This window comes from Pseudomonas sp. TH32 (assembly GCF_016650855.1).
Taxonomy (GTDB): domain Bacteria; phylum Pseudomonadota; class Gammaproteobacteria; order Pseudomonadales; family Pseudomonadaceae; genus Aquipseudomonas.
This window is the reverse complement of sequence record NZ_JAEKFA010000002.1, coordinates 3,093,245-3,116,035: the sequence shown is the minus strand read 5'-3', so window position 1 is coordinate 3,116,035 and position 22,791 is coordinate 3,093,245. Positions and strand designations below refer to the sequence as shown.

Below are 22,791 nucleotides of genomic sequence, written 5' to 3'. Positions count from 1 at the left end.
CTAGGAAGGGCCGGGTGTTTGATTTCTTCAGTCGCGTGTTCTGTCTGCACGCTGTTTAATCTGGAGAACAACCATGTCGACCAAGCCTGCCGCTCCCAGACCTACTCCCGTCACCAAGCAACCTGCCACGCCCAAGCCATCTCCTACTCGGCCGGGTGTGATGATCATGGACGATTTGGATCCTCCCTATACGTCTCCACAGCAGGCAACACCGGTAGAAGGTGCGGATTACGGACTTGGGGTTCGCCATTTTCCTGCTTTGGGAACGACTGGCGAGAAATTTATCACCTTCGGGTTTGAGCGTTGGACCGGGCTCCGTGAGGGGGACGAGTATCGGGTATCGATGGGTGGCGTCACGCCCTCTCCGAACGTCGTCCAGGCGGGCGAGGTGACCGCCCAACGATTTTTCTTCGATTTTCCTTACGCCAGCTTGAACGTGGACCCGGCCATAGGCTTTGCGTTCATTCCAGACGTATACGGTGAGGTTGTGAGGGTCGGCTCGGGCACTCCCAGCACTTCGCTACCCCAGACCGTACTGGTCAAGGAAACCCACCCCGGCGGAGAGGACGACCGGCCCTTCGAGACCTGGCACTCCAAGCTTGAACTGATCCTTTCGGACACGGTGATTGGTGCCGGGCAAAGCCTTACTGCAACCATCAAGGCCTGGGAGCACATGCGTGAGAACGACGCGCCGATGCTCTATTTTGGACGCTTGCGTTTTGAGGTGCCCCTGGTCACCGCTGCACAGATAGGTCAGGACCTGGTAGTGGATATTGGCGCGGACTTTTTTGCAGCGCTTGGCAGCGGCCACCATGCTGCGGCGTTCTTTCTCTATGATGAGGTACTGAACAGCTCGGGTCCGGTACAGCCTTGGTGTAAGCCAGTGCCTCTAGAGGTGAACCTGAGCGTGACGCTGCTTGATGAGCCTTTCATCATTGAGGCAGACAATAGCCAGACAATACTGGATGCCGATGCATTGGGCAGAGAACCGGCACATGCCGAGGTGGAGATTCGGCGCGGCGGCCCGTTTCTGGTGGGCGATACCGTTTTGCTGACGGTGCAGGGTACGACGCCTGATGGTGTATTTGTCTATGAGTCGCTGTCGCTGGACGTGACCCGGGTTCCTGAATTTCTCGAATTTCCCATCCGCAACGAGCTGGTCAGATCCCTTTTGCTGAGCTCTATGACGGTCTCTTACGTGAGACAAAGGGCAGGGCTCGACGATGCGCCCTCCAGAAGGGTGGCGGTCGCCGTTGTCGGTCGTCGTTACGATTTGCCCAGGCCCAACGTCAGGGAGGCCCACGGTCCCTTCATTGAGCCGGACCTGCCACGCATTACCGTGGAAATGCCCGATTACCAGCCACCCGGCACCACGGGGGATAACCTGGAGGTTGTCCTCCAGGGCTTACGTGTGGATAACAGCTCCGAGCGGGTGTCCTCCTCGCGGCTGGCCGGCAACCCGCCACGCACCCGTGATTTCCCGACGGCCGACTACATGCGCCTGGAAGGGTTGAGAGACGCCAACGTGCACTACATTGTCACCGGGCTGATCAGCCCCGGGGTAGTGGGTACCCGTGAGTCGGAGCGCCGGTGGGTGCAAGTCGGCCGTCCGCCTCGGGATCTGCCTGCACCGGTGATCTGGGAGGCGCTTGATGGCAACGTCGACCCCAGTACGCTCGGCAGTGTCGGTACCCTTGAGTTGCGTGCGCCATTCAGACAAGGCGATATCGTTATCATCCGCTACACCGGCTCGTCCAGTGGTGTTGTGCAGGAGGAATATACGTTGTTCCTGGATGCCAACCCGTTGTATTTGGATATTCCTAGGCAGCTGTTCCTCGACAATATCGACGGCACCCTCACCGTCAGTTACCTGATTGATCGTTTCGGGGTTTATCGGTATTCCGAAGAGCTGGTGGTGACCGTCGGCACCGCGTTGGGTGAGTTGTTTCTGCCCGAGGTGTTGGAGGCAACCACTGGGCCTGATGAGCTTGATCCGCTGGTAGTCTGGCCGGGTGGTGCAACCGTGCGGGTGCGGTATGACGAGATTAAGCCCCGCGACGACATCGAGGTCAGATGGGAGGGGTTGCCCGGCGAAGGCTCCCACTACGAGGTCAAGGATAACCAGAGTGGGGATTACATCGACTTCACGATCCCTACCGATCCGATCGGCTACAACCTCCACCCCCATGGGCGGGATATCAGGGTGTCCTTTGCGGTGACTCGGAACGGCTTCTCTACCGACTCGCCTGTGCTGACGTTGCACCTGCTGACGTTGCACAATGTGCCGGGACCGCTGATCGACAGCATTGGCGACGCCGCAGTGCTGGAAGTCCCCTTGCTTCAGGACTTCGACGAGACCCGTGTGCCAGCCTGGCCGTATGCCAAGCTCGAGCAGCGCATGTGGCTACGTTATCTAGGCACCCAAGATACGGGCGCGCCGTATGACAACGAGGTCTACCGGGCACGGCCCGTCAGTGCCGCAGAGGCCCTCAACGGGATCACCAGCGAAACACCCGTGCTGAGATTGCGCAACCTGCAGGAATGGTCGGCATTGACCATCAGCTTCTGGGTCGCATTCGACCACAGCGGCGATATTAATAACGCGGTGTTGTTCGAGGTCCGGCACCACATGATAGAGCTGTTGGGCGCCACCTTCCCGTACCCGCAAATCAAGGATTCGGATCCTGCGGATGCGCAGGAGGTTTCCATCGACCCGGTGGTAGTGGAAAACAAGTGCCAGGTGCTGGTGAGTTACCCGAACATGAACCAGGGCGGCACCGACAAGATCACTCTGCACTGGATCTATTCGGACGGGACCGTCGAGGATATCGGGACGCAGGACGGGCTGGACGGTGGCACGGTGACGTACAACATCAGCAACGATGTCCTCGCCGCTAGTGTCAACAGCAGGATTCACCTGCAGTATTCGGTGGTACTGGGCAGGGACGGCACCACCCGTGTTTCCGAGGAGCAGACGGTCAACGTGGGAACCATCCTGCCAGCCAATCTGGTCCGTGTACTGATCAATGGCGTGGCCAATGGCGGCAGCCTGAACCCTCCCGGGCTGACCGGCAATGCTGTCGCCACCAGCCCGAGATGGCGCCTGAGTCTGCCGGGGCAGCGATATTGGCTGAGACTCACCACCAACAGTCCCGGCGTTGAACCGCTGGTGGTCCGCACGAACGAACCGATCAACGCGCAGCAAGCAGCCAACGGTTTGGCGAACATTCAGATCAGTCGTGACTGGCTGTTGAGACAGCCCAACAATGCACGAATCAAGGTGCAATGGAGCGTGACGTTCAATCGCAGTGAAGATGAGTTTGATGCGGTGGAGTTCCCCACCACCGAATACACGATCAGCCTGACCAGCCCGCTGGTTTTCGACCAGAGCGGTGTCAGTCTGGCTGGGCGTGGGCGTACTGTCATTGCGCCGGGTTACCCGAACCTCTTGCCCACCTTTGGTGCCCATAACTCGTATCGACGGGTGCCGACAGGCGGTACACCACCCTACTTTTACACTTCCAGCAACACAGCAATTGCCGTCGTCGACTCCACTGGGCTTGCCACCGTGCGGAATAACGGAACGGTGACTATCACGGTGCGTGATTCGTCCGTACCTGCGCAGACACGCAGTTATACGATCCAGTTCACCGGTGTGGTACGGGTTTATGAATTGGGATCGGGCAACCCGGCTGAACTGCTCAACCGGGCAGCGAGTCGGGGCCAGCGCTTTGCTGATATTGGTGAGTTGCGGGAGGTCAATGCGGCTTACGGAAGTCGCTGGCCAACAGGCAATGGACAATATTGGTCCAGCACAGGTGCAGGAGGCAATATCATTACAGGTTTCTACGCTTATACAAAGAACATCGCCAACGGCAATGAGCAGACTGTCAAAGACTTCTGGGGTACACCTGCTCTCTATGGCTTAGGGATCGTCTACGGATAGCCTTTCCCGGCCCTGTCGGGGCAGCCTGTTTAACCGCAGGCTGCCCCTTTTTGTTTCCGGCTGATAAAGGCCAATAGATGTTCACTCACCGGTGCCGGCGCATCCTCCATCAAAAAGTGCCCGGCATTTTCCACCACCTGCAGCACCGCTCCCGGAATATCCGCTTGTAGCCGATGTGCATAAGCCAGCGGCTGCCACTCATCTTCGGCGCCCCACAGAATCTGCACCGGCAAATCCATGCCCGGCAGGCGCTCGGAAAAATCAGCGGTGTACCGTGAATCGTAATGCGCCACCTGATGCTGGTAGAACGCCGGCTGGCCGACCACGCCGCTGATCGGCGCCAGGTACGCCTCCAGCAACTCACCTTGCATCACGCGTTTGTCGTACACGGCCATGGCCAGTTGGCGGATCATCAGTGCCCGGTGTTCGTCGGGTGCCATGCGCGCATGGTCGCTGAACCGCTGGTGAATCCCGCGCCAGGTGGGCGATGGCCACGAGTCGTAGCTGGGCGCGTCGGCGATCGTCAATGAGCGCACCCGTTGTGGATGCTCCAGGGCAAACAGCAACGCGATGACGCCACCAATGTCATGGCCGACCAGGTGCACGCCCTCAAGCTCCCAGTGATCGAGTAATTCACCGATCAGCTGGCTTTGCGCCGCGACGGAAGTGTCCGCGTGGTGCGGGCGCTCCGAAGCGCCAAAACCCAACAGGTCAAACAGGTGCACCTGCATTCCGGCGGCCGTCAGGCGCGGCACCACATTACGCCAGATGATGGAGTGGGCGGGTGTGCCGTGCAGCAACAGCACCGGCAGCCCATCGCCATGCCGGCCTGTGGCAATGCGCCAACCGTTGATCAAGGCGACTTCGTTCAGCAGGGCAGTCATGTCAAATCCTCGCGGTGATGAAGGCTTTACCCTAAAGCGCTGCTGGTCATGACACCAATGACAACTTACTCTCTGAGAATCCAGTTTTTGTCATAGGTCTCGATCATGAACCAGCGACTGCCCATCGATGTGCTGCGCGCCCTGCAAACCGTAGTGGAAACCGGGAGTGTCACCCGGGCGGCCGAGCGCCTTAACCTCAGCCAGTCGGCGGTCAGCTGGAAGATCAAGCGCCTGGAGAAACAGCTGGAGCGACCGTTGATCCAGCGCGACGGCCAGCGCCTGGTGGCCAGCGACGATGGCGCGCAATTGCTCATCCACGCCCGGCGCATCCTTGAGGCCCACGATGCCGCACTGGCGCATTTCAACCCGGTGCAACTGCACGGCACCATCCGCCTGGGCGCCACCGAGCAGGTGCCGATGGCCGAGCTGTCGAACCTGCTGGGCCAGTTCTCACGACAGCATCGCCAGCTGGATGTGCGGATCGTGGTGGAACAGAGTCACGTACTGCGCCAGGCCCTGGTGGACCGCGAGCTGGACCTGGCGCTGCACCAGGATTTCACCCACCGCGTCGAAGCGCGTGACCAGTTGTTGTGGAGCGAGAACGTGCATTGGTGCACCCGGCCCGGTTGGCAACACGCACCGGATGATTGCGTGCGGCTGATCACGTTCGGGCCTGGCTGTTTTTACCGGCAACTGGCCCAGGAACGCCTGAGTGCCTTGGGCATTCCCTGGCAGGTGGCGGTGGAGTGTGGTTCGGTGGAGGGTGTGGTCTCGGCCATCGCTGCCGGGCTGGGCGTCGGCCTGCTCAGCAGCGACCACCTCGACAAACGGGTGGCGGTATATCGCCCCTTCGAGCAGCAGATGGCGCTGCCTGAAGTGGCCAATGTATTGCGCTTCGCCGAGGACAGCCCCGAGCCCCGGCTACAGGCGTTGCAGCAACTGCTGGTGCAGGCGCTGCACCGGGGCTGATCAGATTTTCCAGTGGCTGGCAGTCTTGGCCAGGCGCTGGCGCATGTCATCAATGTTGGCGGCCAGTTGCAGGGTCAACAAACGGTAACCGTCCAGCGCGTTGACCACCGGCACTTCAAAGGTCTGCTCGTGGGGCGTCATATTGCTCGGCCGCTCCAGCCGTTCGGTTACCCCTGACTTCAAGGCCCGCGCCATGCCGATCAACTGCACCCGTATCTGTCGATGCTCGCTCTTCAACGCCACCTGCATCCGTGCCAGAGCCTCCTTGTCCCGTGGGTCGGGCCGGGTGTTGCCGAGGATCTCCAGGGTGCTGATGCACATGCGCAGGTGCCGCTGGATGATGTCCAGCTCGGTCATGGAAATCCGCACTTCCTTGGACACCGACGGCATCAGCGAACGCAGTTGCAGCATGGCGGCGTTAAGCCGATTGAGCAGCTTGAGGTGTTCATCATCGGTCACCGACTGGCCGCTGATGATCCGGCTGTAAATCGCCGCGCAATCGCGCAAGGCACTGGCCAGGTTGTAGCGCCAGGAATACACCGCATACAACGGCAGGGCGAAGGAAAACGCCAGGGCCAGGACGATGCCGATCAGGATGTCCACCGTGCGCCACAACCCATCCGACAGCGGGTTGTCACCATGGCCGGCGACGATAAACACGGTGATCGCCGACAGCAGTGCGATGTACCCGCCCTTGCCGATGGCGTGATAGGAAAAGAACCCGCACACCACCGACATCAGCAGATAGGTCAGCAGCGGCTGGCCCAGGTACGTCTCCTGCACCACCAGCAGCAAGCCGACGCTGGCCCCGATCAACGTACCGTAGGCACGCTCGACGGCTTTCTTGCCGATATTGCCATGGTGCTGCAAACCGCCGATCACGATCAGCATCGTCACCGAGGCCCATTCACCGTGGGGCAGGTTGATGCCGGTGGTGAGCAGGATCGTGGCGAGCAACCCAATGGAAACGCGTACCGCGTGGATCAACTTGGCATGACGGTAGCGCCGGTACGGGTCCAATAGCGGACGCAGCAAGCGGCGGGCGAAGAGGGGCAAGTGCAATGAAAACGGTCTCAAGGTGGCCTCGGTCGAACAGGCGCCGTCGACTCAGGGTGGGAGCTGGCTTGCCTGCGATAGCGGTGTCACAGCCAACATCACTGTTGGAGGTGAGTCCGTCATCGCAGGCAAGCCAGCTCCCACAGGCGTTCGGCGACCTATTTCAGGGTTTAGAAAATATAGTCAGTGGTCAAAAAGCTCGACGTCCGCTCCTGCAAAATGTCGCTCACCAGTTCCTTGTTGCTCGCCTGGAACTTGGTCGCCACCAGGGTACGGATCGAAAACACCCGCAACGCGTCATGTACCGACAGCGTGCCCTCGGCCGAGTTCTTGCGCCCGTTGAACGGGAAGCTGTCCGGCCCGCGCTGGCACTGGGCGTTGATATTGATCCGGCCCACCTGGTTGGCGAACGCATCCACCAGCCGCCCGACTTCACCCGGGCTGGTGCCGAAGATGCTCAGTTGCTGGCCGAAGTCCGATTCCAGCACGTAGTCGATCACCGTCTCCAGGTCGCGGTAAGGCACGATCGGCACCACCGGGCCGAATTGCTCTTCGTGGTACACGCGCATCTGCGGGTTCACCGGGTACAGCACCGCCGGGTAGAAGAACGAGCCACGGCTGGCGCCGCCATTCTCGTTCACCACCTTGGCGCCGTGAGCCAGCGCGTCGGTCACCAGGCCGCCGAGGTAGTCGACCTTGCCTTGCTCGGGCAGCGGCGTCAGCGACACACCGTCTTCCCACGGCATGCCGGGCTTGAGGGTGGCCAGCTTGTGGTTGAATTTCTCGATAAAACTGTCGACCACATCCTCGTGCACAAACAGGATCTTCAGTGCGGTACAACGCTGGCCGTTGAACGACAGGGAGCCGGTCACCGCTTCGCTGACCGCATTGTCCAGGTCGACCTGTGGCAGCACGATCCCGGGGTTCTTCGCGTCCAGGCCCAGCGCCGCGCGTAGACGGTGCGGTTTTGGGTGCAGCTTCTTCAAATCGCTGGCGGCCTTGTTGGTGCCGATAAACGCAAAGATATCGATCTTGCCGCTGGCCATCAGCGCGCTGACGGTCTCGCGGCCGCTGCCGTAGATCACGTTGATTACGCCGGCGGGGAAGCTGTCGCGGAACGCCTCCAGCAACGGGCGAATCAGCAATACGCCGAGCTTGGCCGGCTTGAATACCACGGTGTTGCCCATGATCAGCGCCGGGATCAGCGTGGTGAAGGTCTCGTTCAGCGGGTAGTTGTAAGGGCCCATGCACAACGCAACGCCCAGCGGTACGCGGCGGATTTGCCCGAGGGTGTCCTGTTCCAGCTCGAAGCGGCTGGAGCGGCGATCGAGTTCCTTGAGGGCGTTGATGGTGTCGGTGATGTAGTCGCAGGTGCGGTCGAATTCTTTCTGCGAGTCCTTGAGGTTCTTGCCGATTTCCCACATCAACAGCTTCACCACCGCGTCGCGCTGTTCACGCATGCGCCGCAAAAGGCCTCGACGTGCTGGATGCGATCCACTACGCGCATGGTCGGCCAGGCGCCCTGGCCACGGTCGTAAGCGGCCACGGCGGCGTCGAGGGCCGTCAGGGCAGTGTCGGCGTCCAGCAGCGGGGTGCTGCCGATGATTACCGGCGTGTCACCGTCGGCGCCGCGCAACTGCACCGGGCTGCGCACCTCGGCCAAGGGGCCGTGCCACACATGCAACTGGCCGCCAACCAGGTAATCACGTTGTTCAATGGGCGCTGCGAGCCGGAATTGCTCGGGAATCTCGGCGGCAGTGGGAAACAGCTGGGCGAGCAGGTTGTCGGTGGTCATGTCGCTACCCCTGGAGTGGTTGCAAAACGTGACTAGAGATTCACCCATCAACCGCCCGTGTGGCAAGGGCTAGACGCATTACGTCCAGATATGGCCCGCCAACAGGCCGCCGAACAGCGCCACCCCCAGCGCCGCGCCCACCTGTCGGGCGGCGTTGAGGGTTCCGGCGGCGATGCCGGCGCGGTGCTTGTCCACGGCGCCCATCAAGGCGCTGGTGGCGGCGTGGGTGATCAACCCGGCGGCCAGGCTGCCCAGGCTGCCCAGGCTCACCAGTGGCGGCGCAACAGTGCCTGGACTGGACCGAGCGCACCCATCACCTGGCCGGGCCGTTGGGCGTACACCTGCTGAATGCCCTGTGCGAGGCCGACTGGCTGCGCCGCTCGAAAAACTCCCATGCGGTGCTGGTCACACCCAAAGGCTGGGCGCAACTCAAGGCGCAACTGAACCTCGACCCGCGAACCCTGGAAAACCTTGAGCACAACCCGGCACTGGCCGGTTAAACTGCGCGGCTTTCTTGAAGGAGTTCACATGAGTCAGTACCAGCCGGGCATTCTTGCCGCACCGGTGCCGTTGCAGGCACGCCATCTGTTTTTTGCCATTGAGTCCCTGGAGGCTGTACCTGCCGCACTGGATGCGCTGGTGCACTTGGCAGACGCGAATGCAGTGGTGGGTTTCGGTGAGCCGCTGGTCAATGCCCTGGGCGCCCGGGTTGACGGGTTGCGGGCGTTCCCTCACGTGAGCGGGCCGGGGGCGGAGAATCCGTCGACCCAGCAGGCGTTGTGGGTCTGGCTGCATGGTGTGGATCGCGGTGAGTTGCTGTTGCGCAGCCGCGCGTTTGAGAAGGCTTTGGCACCGGGGTTTGCCTTGGTTCAGATGACCGAGGGTTTTCGCTACAAGACCGGGTTTGACCTGACCGATTATGAGGATGGCACTGAGAATCCCCATGACGATGCGGCGGTTGAGGCGGCGGTGGCGGAGGGTGGGGCGAGTTTTGCGGCGATCCAGCAGTGGCAGCATGATCTGGATGGGTTTGCGGCCTTGCCGGCCCTGGAGCGGGATCACATTATCGGTCGCCGCCATGGTGATAACGAGGAGCTGGAGGATGCGCCGGAGTCGGCGCACACCAAGCGTACGGCTCAGGAGAGTTTTACCCCTGAGGCGTTTGTGGTGCGCCGGTCGATGCCTTGGGCCGAGAACGGGCAGGCGGGGTTGATGTTCCTGGCGTTTGGGCATTCGTTTGATGCGTTTGAAGCGCAGTTGCGGCGGATGAGTGGGCTGGAGGATGGGATTGTTGATGGGTTGTATCGCATCAGCACGCCGTTGACTGGGGGTACTACTGGTGTCCGCCGGTGCTTGAAGGGCGGTTGGATTTGAGTTTGGTTTTTTCAGGGTGAGTACATATCCGTTATTTAGGTAACGGCGGCTTATGGTTTCGCTCTTACAGCGACTCACTTTGGAAGAGCCCCAAAGTAAGCAAAGGGCTCTGCCCCGCCTGTCGGCACCTCGCTGTGGCTCGGTGTTCCCTCACTCCGGCATTGCTCCGCGGGCCGCCGCGACGGGGCGTCCCTGCCCCGTCGCGGCTAAACCGGCGTCCTGCCGGTTTACCCGCTCCTCAATCCCTGCGTTCGGCCTCGGGCTTATTGGGGCAGTCAGAGCCAGATCAAAATCAAAAGCAAGAGCACAGCGGCCTACAGGCCGGCTTGAGTGGTAGAAGCCAGATCAAAAGCCAGAGCGAAAGCCAAATCTGAAACGGATGCAGCTCTGCTTTTCTGTGGGAGCTGGCTTGCCTGCGATGGCATCACCTCGGTGTGTCTGATGTACCGAGTTGTCTGCATCGCAGGCAAGCCAGCTCCCACATTTGACCGTGCCCGCTTTAGATTTTGATCTTGATCTTGATGTTGCCTTTGCTTCACACCACTCAAGCCGGCCTGTAGGCCGCTGTGCTGTTGATCTGCTTTTGATCTTGATCTTAGGCGCCCCGTTAAACCACGCTGGCCGAACGCAGGCTTTGGAGCGTGGGTAACCCGGCAGGACGCCGGGTTAGCCGCGCTGGGCCAAGGATGGCCCATCGCGGCGGCCCACGGTCCAAAGCCGGAGTGAGGGCACACCGAGCCTAGGCGAGGTGCCGAGTGGTGGGGCAAGAGCCTTTTGGTTACTTTTGGCTGGGCCGGCATTCCGGCTCTTTTCAAAAGTGACCCGCTGTAAGAGCGGAACCCATATCAGCCACAACCAAAATACCCCCGGCCAACTCAGATCACCCCACACACCAATCGCTCACCCCCACCACCCAAAGGCTTGGGCATGTCGGAGTGGTTATCCCCCCGGCATGAATCATCAACGCCCGGCCCTTGATCTGCGCAATGGCCTTCAACCGCGGCGCCAACACCGGGTTAGTCGAAGTCCCGTCCATATTCAAATACAGCGCCGGCAAATCCCCCAGATGCCCCTCGGCATACGGCCCCAAATGCTTGCCCGTTTTCTGCGGGTCAAAATGCCCACCGGCGGCCAGCGCCGCCACCTTCACGCCATCCTTCACACCCGCCTCACAGCTGCCGTTCTCATGGATATGAAACCCATGCACACCCATCGGCAGGGACTTCAAGTCAGGAGTGAAAATCAGGCCGTACGCCGACTCACTGATGGTCACCGTACCCACAGGCTGCGGCGCGCCATCGGCACTGACGAGGTTGACCGGAACTTGCAGGGTCGCCGCCTGAGCGGTGCCAATGACGAGGAGGCTGGCCAGGCTGAGCCAATGAATGCGATTCATGAGAAGTTTCCCGAAAAGTTGATAAAAGTGAGCAGTCTCGGGAAACACAACGACCAGCCCGGCCAAATAATTCCGCTGGAAAAAACATATTTTTCCAACGGAATAATCACCACGGCTCAGCTGTTAAGCCTTTCCTGCTGCACACTGTGCACCGGCTTTACCTCACTGCCCACACAGCGGCGGCAGCTATAAACCCCCAGCACCACCGGTTTTTTCAGCGCCTCGCGCTCCACCCAGGTCGGTGCGACAAACCGATAACCCTGGCCCGTCGCCGTCGCGATATAGACCGAGTCATCGTCCCCCAACGCCCGGCGGATCGCCTTGATCTGCGCCCGCAGGTTGCATTCCTCCACCACCAGCCGTGGCCAGGCGATGTCCAGCAGTTGGGTTTTCTCCAGCAGTTCTCCAGGCCGCGAGGCGAGGGCGATCAGCAAGGTCAGGGCGCGGTTGCCCAGGCTCACCGGTTCACCGTTTTTCAGCAGCAGATGACGTCTGGGCAGCAGTCGATAAGGACCAAAGTGAATTTCAAAAGCGCTGTCTTCAAGGTGGCTGCGTTGTGAATACGTCATGTGATTAACCTTTGTGCGTGTTCAAGACACAGCCCCGCGCGGCTCCCTTTCGCGCAGGGCTGCAAGGGAGGGTCAGGTGTTGATCGCCGGGATCGGGTCTTCCGGATAGTCCCCGGGCTCTGTCGGGCCGCCGGTCAAGCCGTATTGCTTGAGCACTGGCGCCAACTGGCCGTAGAACGCGTCCTGCGCCTTGCCATGGGCGTCGGCCAGGGCGAAGGGCAGGAAGGCGCTGCCGATGCCGCCGAGAATAGCCGTGGCGCCGCCGAGGATGCCGCTGATGGTCCCGGCCACCGCGCCGATTTCCGTGGCGCCGTATAACCCGGCACCGGCTTCCACCAGGCCGGCCACCGCCGCACCCGTGCCGAGCACGCCGGTGGCGACGGAGAAACTGCCGGTCAGGTAATCACCTTTTTCAACGAGTCGACACCGCCAATCACCCCGATCACACCGCCGATTATCCCGCCCGCCGAGCCGATGATCTTGCCGGCCGCGCCGAGGTTGGCGATTTGCTGCGGGCTGAGCGGGCCCTTGCCCACCGGCACCTTGCCGGGGAAATCCCCAATGGTGCCGCCGTCCGGACGGTTGACCCAGGTGATGCCGTAGCCCGCTTCCTTGGCGTATTTGGTGCCGCCTTCCATTAACAGCCCGGCAAATTGCAGCCCGGCGGACACTCGGTTGGCGTCCGCCACCGGCGTGTTGCTGCCGCTGGCCGAACGGGCCATCAGCACGCCGCTCATCAGCACCGCACTGCCGATGTGCAGCAGGCCTTGCTTGAACGCCGGGCTGACGTCGCCGAACTTCATGCCTTCGATGGCCTTGGGCAGCGCGTCGGCAATCTTGTCGCCCTGGCGCCCGATGTCCCATACCGAACGCAGCATCGACACCACCTGCGCCGGGTCGATCTTGCCGCCGTCGGAGGTGACGAACATCTCGGGGTCTTTCTGCTGGGCGTCGTTGATTGCGGCGGTCACCTTGGCTTCGTCGAAGTTGCCCTTGCCGTCCCCCAGGGTGATGTTCAGGGTGTCGGTGGTCGCGCCGCCGAGCAGCGCATCGCCGAGGGCTTCGTTGAAATTCACCTGCAAGGTGGCCGCGTCATCCGCCGAGGCTTTGTCGCCAAGGAAGGCCTGGGCCGAGGCGGTGCTGGCGGCGAAGCTGCTGGCCGCCACGGTCGGGTCCATGCCGCCGGCCACCGCGTCGGTGAAGGCTTTGCCGGTCACCAATTCGTTCTTGTAGTACTGCTGGATGTTGTCGCTTTGCCCGGCCTTGTCCGCGATGCCGGTCAGGTCCACATGGCCGTTGCCCCCCAGCGCCAGGTTGGCGATGGTCGTATCGTTGGCGGCGTTTTGCAGGCCCATGCCCATGTCGATCTGCTTGCCGTTCTGGTCCTTGGCATTCAGGTTGTCGGTGAGGTTTTTGCCGGTCTCGATATCGTTGGTGTAGTAGTTCTGCATCGCGACTTTCAGGGTCGGGTTGCTGTCGACGATGTCGGCCAGGGCCGGGCCGCGATTGTTTTGCAGGAAGCCTTGCACATCCGGGTCGGCCGAGAGGGTTTCGATGCCGCTTTGCAGCTGTGCCTTGATCTTGTCTTCGTTGGGGTTGAGGCCGTAGTTGGGCGAGGTGTACTTGTCCATCAGGCCGGCGTGGGGCACGTAATCGCTCACCAGCAGGCGGGTTTGTGCATCGGTCAGTTGCACCAGTACCGCGGCTTTTTGTTCGCCGCTGTAGTTCTGCGGGTTGGCCAGGATGTCGGCGGTCAGGCCCGAGGTGTCGACACCGGCCACGGCATCACGGGTGGCGGCACCGTCGAGGAAGGTCAGGGTGTCGCTGTCGGTTTTCGGCGCCTGTTTTTCCAGCCAGGCGCCGATGTTGTCGCGGGTGCCGATGCCGTCCGACTTGCCGGTGGCCGGGTTGTCGCCGCCGGTTTCCAGGGCGTGGAACATCCCGGGTTTCGACCACATCGCCGCCGCGCCGGTCAGCTCGGTGCTCAGGGCCGAATCGCTGCCCAACGCTGCGAGGTTGTCGCTGCGCAGCATGCCGTCATTGCTGCGCTGGTTGGCGTCACCGGGGCGCATCGCCGAACCGGCGCCGGCGGCCAGGCTCTCGTTGGCCATCAGGATCGCCGCCGACTTGGCGTTTGCCTTGGCCAGGTCGCCCGGGTGGCTGCCGAGGAAACTGCCATAGGATTTCGACGCGGCGCCGAGGTCCTTGCCGGCGTTGTCGATGAAGTGGTCGACATCCGAATGGGTAATGACGTTGTCGGCCTTGCCGCGCCCGCCGGTGTCCAGCGCGGCCATCAGACTCGGGCTGCTGGCCACGTACTTGAGCACGGCCTGGGCTTCCGGCGGCAGGGTGGTAGGCGGGTTGGCGAAGTCGATCGGTGCACCGTGCAGGCCCCAGGCGTCCCAGTTTTGCGAGAGCAATTGGGCAGCCGCCTTGGGGCGGTTCAGGTCCAGTTCTTCCTTGGTCGGCGTGCCGCTGGTGTTGCCGGTGATGGTGTCCCAGTCCTTGGCGCCCGACACGCCGAACGACGAGGTGTCGATCCAGGAGGTGTCCGAGGCGCCCGCCGCACCGGTGCTGCCGGCATACAGTTTGGCGACCTGGTCGTACAGCGCCGGGGTGATGTCCTGGGACACGATCACCTTGTCGCCGGAGGCGGTGGTGTAGCGAATCAAGCCTGGCCCGACCTCTTCTGGCGGGCCGATGTTCGCCGCCGGGTCCATGGTTTCGGTGGGGCCGGCCAGGCGGTAGCCGTCGGCCTGGCTGGCGTTGATCGCGAACAGCTTGGCCGAGTCGCCGCTGACCTGGGCAAACAGCGCAGGGGTCTCCTTCTGGCTGACCACGATTTTGTCGCCAGCGCTGGTCTCGTAGCGGATCAGCCCCGGGCCCAATTCGGTGGTGCTGCCGATCGCCTTGTAGTTGTCCAGCCCCGGCGCCACGGTGCTGGCGTCGGCTTCCTTGTAGCCGGCGCTTTTGCTGTCGGCCAGGTTCTTTTCAAGGGTCGCATCGCTCTGCTGGGCGTTGTACTGGTTGACCAATTGCTCAAACAGCCTGGGGTTGTCGATCTGCTTGAGGGTCACCGGCTTGTCGCTGCCCAGCGGGGTGTAGGTGATGCTGTTGTTCACCGGTGCCTGGACGTTCTGATAAGGCAGCGGGATGGACGGACCACGGATTTTCGAGGGGTCGAATACCGGCTTGTCGACGGCGGTGAACAGGGCTTTTTCAAACGTGCTCCGGGAGCCATCCGGGCCCTTGTTATCGGCAGGATCAAGGCCATTCGGGATCGCAGTCATAGATCACCTGGAAGTTGTTTTATATAAGTCGATATTTAGTGCAAGTGCACTAACTTGGGCGGGCGAAAGTTGCGAAGTGTTATGGAGCAGGCCCGCGCCGAGCTATCAAACGCGATGATCAAGTCGGTTTTGTTACAAATGGCAATATCTGCGAAGTTGGGCAAATGGCTATTAGTTAAAAGTGTGAAGTTGTCGGCTTATTTTCCGAATAATAATGGGCGATCAACGGTTTTGCGTGGAATCTGGCGGCATCGAAGTGTTCAAGAACGTTCATTTTGGATGGAGAAAGCCCCGTAATCATTGGGTTTCAGCGTTTATCGGTTTTTCAATAAAAGTTCCACATCGGCGTGGTGATGAGATTTGCTCAACGGCACGTTGAGCCGGTTTTTTCACAGCGTCCGCCGTCAACGTTTCACAAGCTTTCACAGCGAAGGCGTTTTATTCGTGAGTAGTATGGTTCCCATGCAAACCGACGGCTGCATTGCCAACTCACTGTCTGACGCGGGGAGTTCGGTTCGGTTTGCATACCGCTTAACTTCCCTATCGATGCAAGGAGATTGAACATGGCTACTACTCCACCAGTAAGTGCAGGCGGCGCCGACGACGCTATCGCGAAGATGGAAGCAACTTTCAACATGGCCATTGAGAAGTCGGCCAAGATCACCGAGATCAGCACCGCGAAAAAAGCAGAGCTCGACGCCACCAAACAGCGTCCGCAGAACTGATTCGCCATGCGGGCAGCGCCGGCGCTGCCCGCATACCTGCCTCGTCCTGCTTCACCCCGTTGCACCGTTGTTGATCGGCACAGGTGCCGTTGCGGCCTGTGATTCTCAAGGGGGCAAACCCAACCATGACAGCCTTGATTTCCCTGGGCCTGCCCGCCGTGAACGGCGCGCCGACCCTGCTTGTGACCCACGGTTTGCACCAGGGCAGTTCCCTGATGCTCGACCAGCCGGTCTACACCCTTGGCGCCGCACTGGCCGCCGACCTTCAGCTCAGCGATCCCGGGATCGCCGAGTTGCACCTGCGCCTGCGTTTTGACGGTGCCCAGGTGGCCGTCGAAGCCCTCGGCGGCGACGTACTGATCACTGGCACTGCCGGTGATATCCGCATTCCCCAAGGCAGCGGCCATCGCGCGCGGCTGCCGCTGCAACTGCGCATCGGCACGGCGGGTGTGAGCCTGGCGCTGCCGGGCAGCGCTGAAAAACCGCCTGCGGTGACGCGCACCTTCACCCCTGGATCATCGCCACCGCCTTGCTGTTTGTGTGCGCCGGCGCCCTGGCTTTTCGCAACGATCCGCCTCAAGCGCAAACCGCAAGGCCGGTCGCCGAAAAAGCTGCGGCCAAGCCTTCTCGCGCCGAAGCCAAGGCCTGGTTCGAAGGGCAATTGCAGGCCGCCCACCTGGACGCCGTCAAGGTCAACGACATCGACGGCCAACTCAACGCCACCGGCTCCTTCGAGCGGGCGCAAAAGCCCCAGTGGGTCGCCCTGCAACAAGCGTTCGACCAGCGTTACGGCCAGCAGATCGTGCTCAACCCGCGGGTCGCGGTGCGCGCGGATGCAGCCCGGCCACGGGTGCGCTTTCAAGCGGTGTGGTTCGGCGCCAATCCCTACGTGATCAATGACAGCGGCAAGCGCCTGTACCCCGGCGCGGCCCTGGCAGACAACTGGGTGCTGGAACGCATCGAGAACAATCAGGTGATCCTCGCCCGTGGCGAAGAACGCTTCACCTTCACCCTATGACGCTGCTTTTTTCAGCTAAGGCCCCGGGATGAAAGTCGAACCCCGTCCGTTGATTCCCAGTGAGGTGCGCAGCGCACCGGTCGAGGCGATTCGCCCGGTCAACTCGCGCCAGGCCACTGCTTTTGAAGCGGTGCTGAAAACCCGCAAGGTCCAGTCCCGGCGCTCCCTGCGCAGCGACCTGGAAGAGCTCACCAGCGCTGCCGGCGTCGACTCGCTGCTGTTTGGCAGCGCTCGTTCCCTGGAGCTGCTGGAACACGTGATGCAGCACCTGTTGCCGAACCTCGACGCCGAGCCGGAAATCAAGGCACTGGCCCACGACCTGATCAGCGAGGAAATCGAGATGCGCCGCACTCTCGAACAACAGCGCTCGGAGGTCCAGGCCTGATGCCCCGGGATAACGACGACGCAGTGCAATTGCTCAAGGGCATCGGCGAGTTGTACCGGCGCAACGGCCAGTCCCAGCGCGCCCTGGTGATGCTGCTGATTGCCGTGAGCGTGGCGCCCAACGACGGCCTGCTGCTGCGCTCGCTGGTGCTGGCGTTCACCGACAGCGGTGACGCCACCCGCGCACTGTCGGCCCTGGACCGCCTGGTGGCGCTGGAAGGCGAGTCCGCCAGCCTGTTGCTGCTGCGCGCCCGCGCACTGTGGTACGGCGAACGCAAGGACGAAGCGCGCCAGTGCTTCAAACGCTACCTGGCTGCACGGAGAGTGGCGCCATGAACCTGCTCAACCGCCTGAACGGCATCGCGCGTATGGCCGCCCAGCGTACCGACGTGATCATCGTCGCGTTCATGCTGATGGCGATCGTGATGATGATCATCCCGCTGCCCACCTACCTGGTGGACATGCTGATCGGCCTGAACATCGCCCTGAGCATCCTGATCCTGATCGTCGCCTTCTACATCGGCCATTCGGTGGAATTCTCCGCGCTGCCACCGCTGATTCTGCTCAGCACCCTGTTTCGCCTGTCGCTGTCCATCACCACCACCCGCTTGATTCTGCTGCACGGCGACGCCGGGCATATCGTCAAGGCCTTCGGTGACTTCGTGATTGCCGGCCAGGTGGTGGTGGGCATGGTGGTGTTCCTGATCATCACCGTGGCGCAGTTTGTGGTGATCACCAAGGGTGCCGAACGGGTCGCGGAAGTGGCGGCGCGCTTCACCCTGGATGCGATGCCCGGCAAACAGATGAGCATCGACAACGACCTGCGCAACGGCGATATCGACCAGGCCGAAGCCCGCCGCCGGCGTTCGCGCCTGGAGCGTGAAAGCCAGATGTTCGGCGCGATGGACGGGGCGATGAAGTTCGTCAAAGGCGATGCGATTGCCGGGTTGGTGATCCTCGCGGTCAACCTGCTGGGCGGCATGCTGATCGGCATGATCGAGCGCGACATGGCCTTCGGCGCGGCGGTGCACACCTATTCGCTGCTGACCGTGGGTGACGGTTTGATCGCACAGATCCCGGCGCTGTTGATCTCCGTGGCAGCGGGTACCGTGGTCACGCGGGTCAACAGCGACGGCGAGGCGGGCGACCTCGGCAGCGAGATTCTCAAGCAGTTGGGCGCCAGCTACCGGGCCCTCGGTTTGACCGCATTGATCATGGTCGGCGTCAGTGTGATCCCGGGCTTTCCGACCTGGGTGTTCCTCGGGTTGTCGCTGGTGTTCGGCGGCGCGGCGTTCGTGATGTACCGCCGGCATACCCGTGAACATCAGGTAGAGCCTGAAGCCCTGATCGAGACGCTGGAGCCGGTGGTCGAAGCGCAGGCCGAGCAGGACTACGGCGTGGCGCCCGACACCCGCGTGCTGCTGACCCTCGGCAGCGCCCTGGCCCTCAGCGCGCCGCGCCAGTTGCTGACCCAGCGCATTGAGGCGCTGTGTCACGACATCCGCAGCGACCTCGGCGTCGACGTGCCGGTGCCGGGCGTGCACATGGACGCCAAGGCCACGCCCGGCAGCTTCCGGGTGTCCCTGGAAGGCGTGCCGGTGAGTGAAGGCGAGATGCCGGTCAACTGCCTGCTGTTGCAGGACGATCCGGTGCACGTGCAACTGTTGGACATCACCACGCTGTACGCCGATTCACCGCTCAACGGCCGCGCTGCGCACTGGATCGAACGCCAGCACGAAGACGTGTTGCGCAACGCCGGCATCGGCTTCCTGCTGCCGGACGAAGTCCTGCGCGGCGTGCTGGAACGCAGCCTGCGCCGCTACGCTGCAGACTTTTGGGGATCCAGGAAACCCGCCTGCTGCTCGAACGCACCGAAGCCACGTACGGCGAACTGGTCAAGGAAGCCTTGCGCCTGGTGCCGTTGCAGCGGGTGGCCGAAACCCTGCGCTTGCTGGTGGGCGAGGGCGTGTCGATCCGCAATCAACGGGCCTTGCTCGAAGCCATGGTGGAGTGGGGCGCCCGGGAAACCGATGCCGGCCGCCTGGCCGAACACCTGCGCGCTGCGTTGGCACGGCAGATCAGCCACCAGTACGCCGACCGCAATCGGGTGATTGGCGCATTGGTATTGGCGCCCGGTCTGGAAGACCAGTTGCGTGCGTCCCTGCGTCGCCAGGAACCCAGCCGCGAAGTGATCCCTGAAGAGGTCAACCGCGCCTTGCTCGCCCAACTGCGCCAGGCCTGCGACAAAACCACCGAAGCCAACAGCGCGGTATTGCTGGTGCACCCGGAATTGCGCCGTAGCCTGAGTCGCCTGGTGCTGCGCGGCGAACTGGAGCTGGCGGTGTTGTCGTTTCGCGAGCTGGCCACTGAATACAACCTGCAAGCGCTGGTGACCATCAGCCTCACCGATATCTCCAACCGCCGTGCACCTGCCGCGGCTTCCGTCACTTCCCTGGCGTCTGCCTCATGATCCGTTTTTGTCTGTTGTTGCTGACGTTGACCTCGTTTTTTGCAATGCCCAGGACATCGCCAACGGTGCCCAGGGCTCTATCAGCCTGGCTTCCGGTGAAGGCCGGATCCTTCATTTTGTGGCGCCCGTGGAGTCGGTGCTGGTGGCCGAACCGGGGATTGCCGACCTGCAAGTGGTGTCGCCGGGGGTGATTTATATCTTCGGCAAGGCCCCGGGCAATACCAGCCTGATCGCCCTCGGCGGCGACGGCAAACAGCTCGCCAGCCTGACCCTGGCCGTCAGCAGCGCGACCCAGGCGGTGACCGCGCCGATGCAGGAATTGCACCCCGGCAATGGCGCGCAGATCAGCGGTGCCGGCAACCGCCTGATCGCCAAGGGCACGGTGCGTTCGGTGGGCGAAGCGACGGACCTGAACGCGCTGCTCAACCCCCAGGGCCAGGGTTTCCAGAGTGCGGTCAACACCACGGAATATGCCGGTGCGGCCCAGGTCAATTTGCGTGTCAGGTTCGCTGAAGTATCCCGCTCGGAACTGCTGCACTACGGCGTGAACTGGAACGCGATGTTCAGCAACGGCACCTTCTCCTTCGGCCTGATTACCGGCGGGCCGCTGGCAGCAGCCACGGCTGGTGGCCTGGCGGCAGCGGGCAGCGGCTCGGGCAACACCAATATCGACGGCATGCTCGACGCGTTGCAGGCCAACGGGATCCTGCAAATTCTGGCCGAGCCGAATATCACCGCCATGACCGGGCAGACCGCGAGCTTTCTGGCGGGGGTGAAGTGGCGATTCCGGTGCCGGTGAATCGGGACCTGGTGGGCATCGAATACAAGTCCTTCGGCGTGTCGCTGCTGTTCAACCCGACGCTGCTGCCCAACGGCCGGATCGCCCTGCAAGTGCGCCCGGAGGTCAGCAGTGTGGTGAGTGGCGGCACGGTGGATTTCGGCAATTTCCATGTGCCGTCGTTCAGCGTGCGCCGCGCCGATACGCGGGTAGAAGTGGGCAGCGGGCAGACCTTTGCGATTGCCGGCTTGTTCCAGCGCGAGAGCAGCCAGGACATCGAAAAGCTGCCGTTGCTGGGCGACTTGCCGATCCTGGGCAACCTGTTTCGCTCCAAGCGTTTTCAGCGCAACGAAACCGAGTTGGTGATTTTGATCACACCGTACCTGGTGGAGCCGGTGCGCAGTCGCACCCTGGCCACACCGCTCGACGCGCAGCCCGCGACCGCTGCGGCAACGGGGCCGCGCAGCGGTGGGGCGTTTGGTTTCTACATGAATTGATGAGGGGGCATGGCATGAAAGTTTCGCGTTTGTTGATGTGTTTGCCCCTGTTGGTGATGGGCTGCAAGACGCATCTGGCGCCGGTGTATTACTCGCCGCAGTATCAGGCGGACGGGTTGCCGAGCCAGTGCCAGCAGCCGCCGGCCAAGGATGAGATCGGGCTGGATGAGGATTTCAAGGCGACCTTGCCGTTGGGCTGTGCCAACAATCTGAATCTGATGCAGATGGTGGAGCAGCGCCAGGATTTGAATCAGGGGCGGGCCACCGGGCCTGCGATGGCGGCGCCGGTCGGGCGGGCGGCGCAGGTGTATATCGAGGGGTTTGACCGGGAGCAGTTGCAGCGGCGGCAGGCTCAGCAAGAGGCCAAGGCTGGCGCACCGGGAGGCGAGCAATGACTCCCCGTGCACATTCCCCCTGTAGGAGCTGGCTTGCCTGCGATAGCGGCATTCCAGCCCCAGCAGATCTATCTGTCACACCACCATCCAAATGTGGGAGCGGGCTTGCTCGCGAAAGCGGTCTTGCAGGCGACCAGGATCTTGAAGCTTACCGTGTACATATCCATTCCTGCGGTAACGGCCACTTAGGGTTCCGCTCTTACAGCGGGTCACTTTTGGCAAACGCCCCAAAAGTAACCAAAAGGTCTTTGCCCCACCACTCGGTGCCTCGCCCAGGCTCGGCATGCCCGCAATCAGACCCGATTCCGCGGGCCGCCGCGACGGCCCGTCCCTGGCCCGTCGCGGCTAAACCGGCATCCTTGCCGGTTTACCCGCTACACCGTGCCTGCTTGCGGCCATCGTGGTTGACGGGGCCTGATAGATCAAAAGCAAGATCAAAAGCAGTGCAACAGCAAGATCAAAAGTTGTTGGGTTTAGTGCGTATCCACCAGCCCCAACTCCCGCGCCTGGGCAACCGGGTCGCTGATGGCTTTGATGCGGTTGGCTTCGGCAACCAGCCGTACTCGCTCAGCGGCCGGAATGTCGTCCAGCGGCAAGCTGGCCACCCGTTGTTCGTAACCCGCCAACACCAGCACCAGCAGTTCATTGCGCTGATGCCGTGGCAACGCGCGGGGCGATTGGGTGACCGGGGCGATGGTGTCCAGAGCCTGTTGCGCCTGGCCGCCAAGGGCGTAGGCCAGGGCCAGGTTGCAGCGGCTGTCGAGGTCGTCGGGTTGCAGGCTCAGGCTTTTGGCGAATGCGGTTTGTGCCGTCACCGCCTGGCCGTTCAGCACGTGGGCAATGCCCAGCCGGGTGTAGGCGACCGGCGAGTGGCTGGCCTCGGCGGCTTGTCCCAGGGCCGTCACGGCGCGCTGGGTTTTGCCCAGTCGCAGTTGCGCGGTGCCCAACCCCAACAAGGCGTCGGCGTTGTGGGCCTGAAGGCCGAGGGCCTGCTGGAAGGCGCGCTCGGCACCGGCCGCATCATTGCCGTCGAGCCGCGCCTGGCCGAGTTTGAGCCACAGGTCGATGCCGGCGCCCGGTTGCTGGGCCGCACGTTCATACAGCGCCGCCGCGCTGGCGTAGTCGCCACGTTTGTTCAGGTCGTTGGCCAGCTTTACCGAGCGGTCGGAATCGCTCGGCGCGGTGCTGGAACAGGCGGCCAGCAGCAGGCTGCCGGCAAGCAAAAAGTGTTTGGTCATCGTCACA

14 protein-coding genes and 6 pseudogenes are annotated in these 22,791 nt (G+C 62.3%); 11 read left to right on the top strand and 9 right to left on the bottom strand.

What is annotated here, in order from left to right; genetic code table 11:
• The first annotated feature begins 73 nt into the window (after positions 1 to 73).
• Positions 74 to 3,946 carry a hypothetical protein gene (locus tag JFV30_RS17915; protein ID WP_201124795.1) on the top strand — a complete coding sequence of 1,291 codons (3,873 nt, stop codon included), beginning with the start codon at positions 74 to 76 and terminating at the stop codon, positions 3,944 to 3,946.
• A gap of 29 nt (positions 3,947 to 3,975) precedes the next feature.
• On the opposite strand, the gene JFV30_RS17910 is transcribed toward JFV30_RS17915, so the two are convergent.
• Complete coding sequence (locus JFV30_RS17910; protein WP_201124794.1) at positions 3,976 to 4,830, bottom strand: alpha/beta fold hydrolase; 855 nt, start codon at positions 4,828 to 4,830, stop codon at positions 3,976 to 3,978.
• Positions 4,831 to 4,935: 105 nt separating this feature from the next.
• Between JFV30_RS17910 and JFV30_RS17905 the strand changes: the two genes are divergently transcribed.
• Positions 4,936 to 5,799 carry a LysR family transcriptional regulator gene (locus JFV30_RS17905; protein ID WP_201124793.1) on the top strand — a complete coding sequence of 288 codons (864 nt, stop codon included), beginning with the start codon at positions 4,936 to 4,938 and terminating at the stop codon, positions 5,797 to 5,799.
• Here JFV30_RS17905 and JFV30_RS17900 read toward each other — a convergent pair whose 3' ends face one another.
• The 3 genes and pseudogenes from JFV30_RS17900 to JFV30_RS17890 form a co-directional block, all read right to left on the bottom strand.
• Positions 5,800 to 6,861: an FUSC family protein gene (locus JFV30_RS17900; protein WP_010167040.1), complete on the bottom strand. Its 1,062-nt coding sequence runs from the start codon at positions 6,859 to 6,861 to the stop codon at positions 5,800 to 5,802.
• A 164-nt stretch (positions 6,862 to 7,025) separates the two neighbouring features.
• A pseudogene (locus tag JFV30_RS17895) lies at positions 7,026 to 8,650 on the bottom strand (NADP-dependent glyceraldehyde-3-phosphate dehydrogenase).
• Between the two features lie 78 nt (positions 8,651 to 8,728).
• Entirely contained in the window at positions 8,729 to 8,920 is a 192-nt protein-coding gene (locus JFV30_RS17890) for a hypothetical protein (protein WP_201124792.1), read from the bottom strand.
• 2 nt (positions 8,921 to 8,922) lie between these two features.
• Here JFV30_RS17890 and JFV30_RS17885 point away from each other — a divergent pair, with 2 nt between their 5' ends.
• Together JFV30_RS17885 and JFV30_RS17880 are read left to right on the top strand one after the other, a co-directional pair.
• Positions 8,923 to 9,150 carry an ArsR family transcriptional regulator gene (locus JFV30_RS17885; protein WP_201124791.1) on the top strand — a complete coding sequence of 76 codons (228 nt, stop codon included), beginning with the start codon at positions 8,923 to 8,925 and terminating at the stop codon, positions 9,148 to 9,150.
• A gap of 28 nt (positions 9,151 to 9,178) precedes the next feature.
• Positions 9,179 to 10,044, top strand: a pseudogene (locus JFV30_RS17880) (Dyp-type peroxidase).
• Between the two features lie 855 nt (positions 10,045 to 10,899).
• Here JFV30_RS17880 and sodC read toward each other — a convergent pair.
• From sodC to JFV30_RS17865, 4 genes and pseudogenes are all read right to left on the bottom strand, one after another.
• Positions 10,900 to 11,420, bottom strand: a pseudogene (gene sodC / locus JFV30_RS17875) (superoxide dismutase [Cu-Zn] SodC).
• Positions 11,421 to 11,536: 116 nt separating this feature from the next.
• The gene (locus tag JFV30_RS17870; protein ID WP_201124790.1) at positions 11,537 to 11,989 is read right to left on the bottom strand and encodes a winged helix-turn-helix domain-containing protein; all 453 of its coding nucleotides are present in this window, start codon (positions 11,987 to 11,989) and stop codon (positions 11,537 to 11,539) included.
• A gap of 72 nt (positions 11,990 to 12,061) precedes the next feature.
• On the bottom strand, positions 12,062 to 12,358 hold the full coding sequence (locus tag JFV30_RS33285; RefSeq protein ID WP_242487108.1) for a hypothetical protein: 297 nt from the start codon (positions 12,356 to 12,358) through the stop codon (positions 12,062 to 12,064).
• Between the two features lie 26 nt (positions 12,359 to 12,384).
• Positions 12,385 to 15,279, bottom strand: a complete 2,895-nt coding sequence (locus JFV30_RS17865; RefSeq protein WP_242487107.1) for a type III effector HrpK domain-containing protein — start codon at positions 15,277 to 15,279, stop codon at positions 12,385 to 12,387.
• Positions 15,280 to 15,842: 563 nt separating this feature from the next.
• Between JFV30_RS17865 and JFV30_RS17860 the strand changes: the two genes are divergently transcribed.
• From JFV30_RS17860 to JFV30_RS17830, 7 genes and pseudogenes are all read left to right on the top strand, one after another.
• Entirely contained in the window at positions 15,843 to 16,004 is a 162-nt protein-coding gene (locus JFV30_RS17860; RefSeq protein ID WP_003207273.1) for a hypothetical protein, read from the top strand.
• Between the two features lie 125 nt (positions 16,005 to 16,129).
• Positions 16,130 to 17,022 (top strand): annotated as a pseudogene (locus JFV30_RS17855) (SctD/MshK family protein).
• 28 nt (positions 17,023 to 17,050) lie between these two features.
• Entirely contained in the window at positions 17,051 to 17,407 is a 357-nt protein-coding gene (locus JFV30_RS17850) for a hypothetical protein (RefSeq protein ID WP_010167059.1), read from the top strand.
• Complete coding sequence (locus tag JFV30_RS17845; RefSeq protein WP_169389111.1) at positions 17,407 to 17,742, top strand: tetratricopeptide repeat protein; 336 nt, start codon at positions 17,407 to 17,409, stop codon at positions 17,740 to 17,742. The genes JFV30_RS17850 and JFV30_RS17845 overlap by 1 nt, the downstream gene beginning before the upstream one ends.
• Positions 17,739 to 19,876, top strand: a pseudogene (sctV, locus tag JFV30_RS17840) (type III secretion system export apparatus subunit SctV). The gene JFV30_RS17845 and the pseudogene sctV overlap by 4 nt, the downstream one beginning before the upstream one ends.
• Positions 19,866 to 21,151 (top strand): annotated as a pseudogene (locus JFV30_RS17835) (type II and III secretion system protein family protein). The pseudogenes sctV and JFV30_RS17835 overlap by 11 nt, the downstream one beginning before the upstream one ends.
• Positions 21,152 to 21,165: 14 nt before the next feature.
• On the top strand, positions 21,166 to 21,546 hold the full coding sequence (locus JFV30_RS17830; protein WP_169389109.1) for a hypothetical protein: 381 nt from the start codon (positions 21,166 to 21,168) through the stop codon (positions 21,544 to 21,546).
• Positions 21,547 to 22,019: 473 nt separating this feature from the next.
• Here JFV30_RS17830 and JFV30_RS17825 read toward each other — a convergent pair whose 3' ends face one another.
• The gene (locus tag JFV30_RS17825) at positions 22,020 to 22,784 is read right to left on the bottom strand and encodes a tetratricopeptide repeat protein (protein ID WP_201124789.1); all 765 of its coding nucleotides are present in this window, start codon (positions 22,782 to 22,784) and stop codon (positions 22,020 to 22,022) included.
• Positions 22,785 to 22,791 lie beyond the last annotated feature (7 nt).

Coding starts and splice junctions, on each gene's coding strand:
- JFV30_RS17910 (WP_201124794.1), bottom strand. CDS start 4,830: ATGACTGCCCTGCTGAACGAAGTCGCCTTGATCAACGGTTGGCGCATT.
- JFV30_RS17905 (WP_201124793.1), top strand. CDS start 4,936: ATGAACCAGCGACTGCCCATCGATGTGCTGCGCGCCCTGCAAACCGTA.
- JFV30_RS17830 (WP_169389109.1), top strand. CDS start 21,166: ATGAAAGTTTCGCGTTTGTTGATGTGTTTGCCCCTGTTGGTGATGGGC.
- JFV30_RS17845 (WP_169389111.1), top strand. CDS start 17,407: ATGCCCCGGGATAACGACGACGCAGTGCAATTGCTCAAGGGCATCGGC.
- JFV30_RS17850 (WP_010167059.1), top strand. CDS start 17,051: ATGAAAGTCGAACCCCGTCCGTTGATTCCCAGTGAGGTGCGCAGCGCA.
- JFV30_RS17870 (WP_201124790.1), bottom strand. CDS start 11,989: ATGACGTATTCACAACGCAGCCACCTTGAAGACAGCGCTTTTGAAATT.
- JFV30_RS17860 (WP_003207273.1), top strand. CDS start 15,843: ATGGCTACTACTCCACCAGTAAGTGCAGGCGGCGCCGACGACGCTATC.
- JFV30_RS17915 (WP_201124795.1), top strand. CDS start 74: ATGTCGACCAAGCCTGCCGCTCCCAGACCTACTCCCGTCACCAAGCAA.
- JFV30_RS17825 (WP_201124789.1), bottom strand. CDS start 22,784: ATGACCAAACACTTTTTGCTTGCCGGCAGCCTGCTGCTGGCCGCCTGT.
- JFV30_RS17865 (WP_242487107.1), bottom strand. CDS start 15,279: ATGACTGCGATCCCGAATGGCCTTGATCCTGCCGATAACAAGGGCCCG.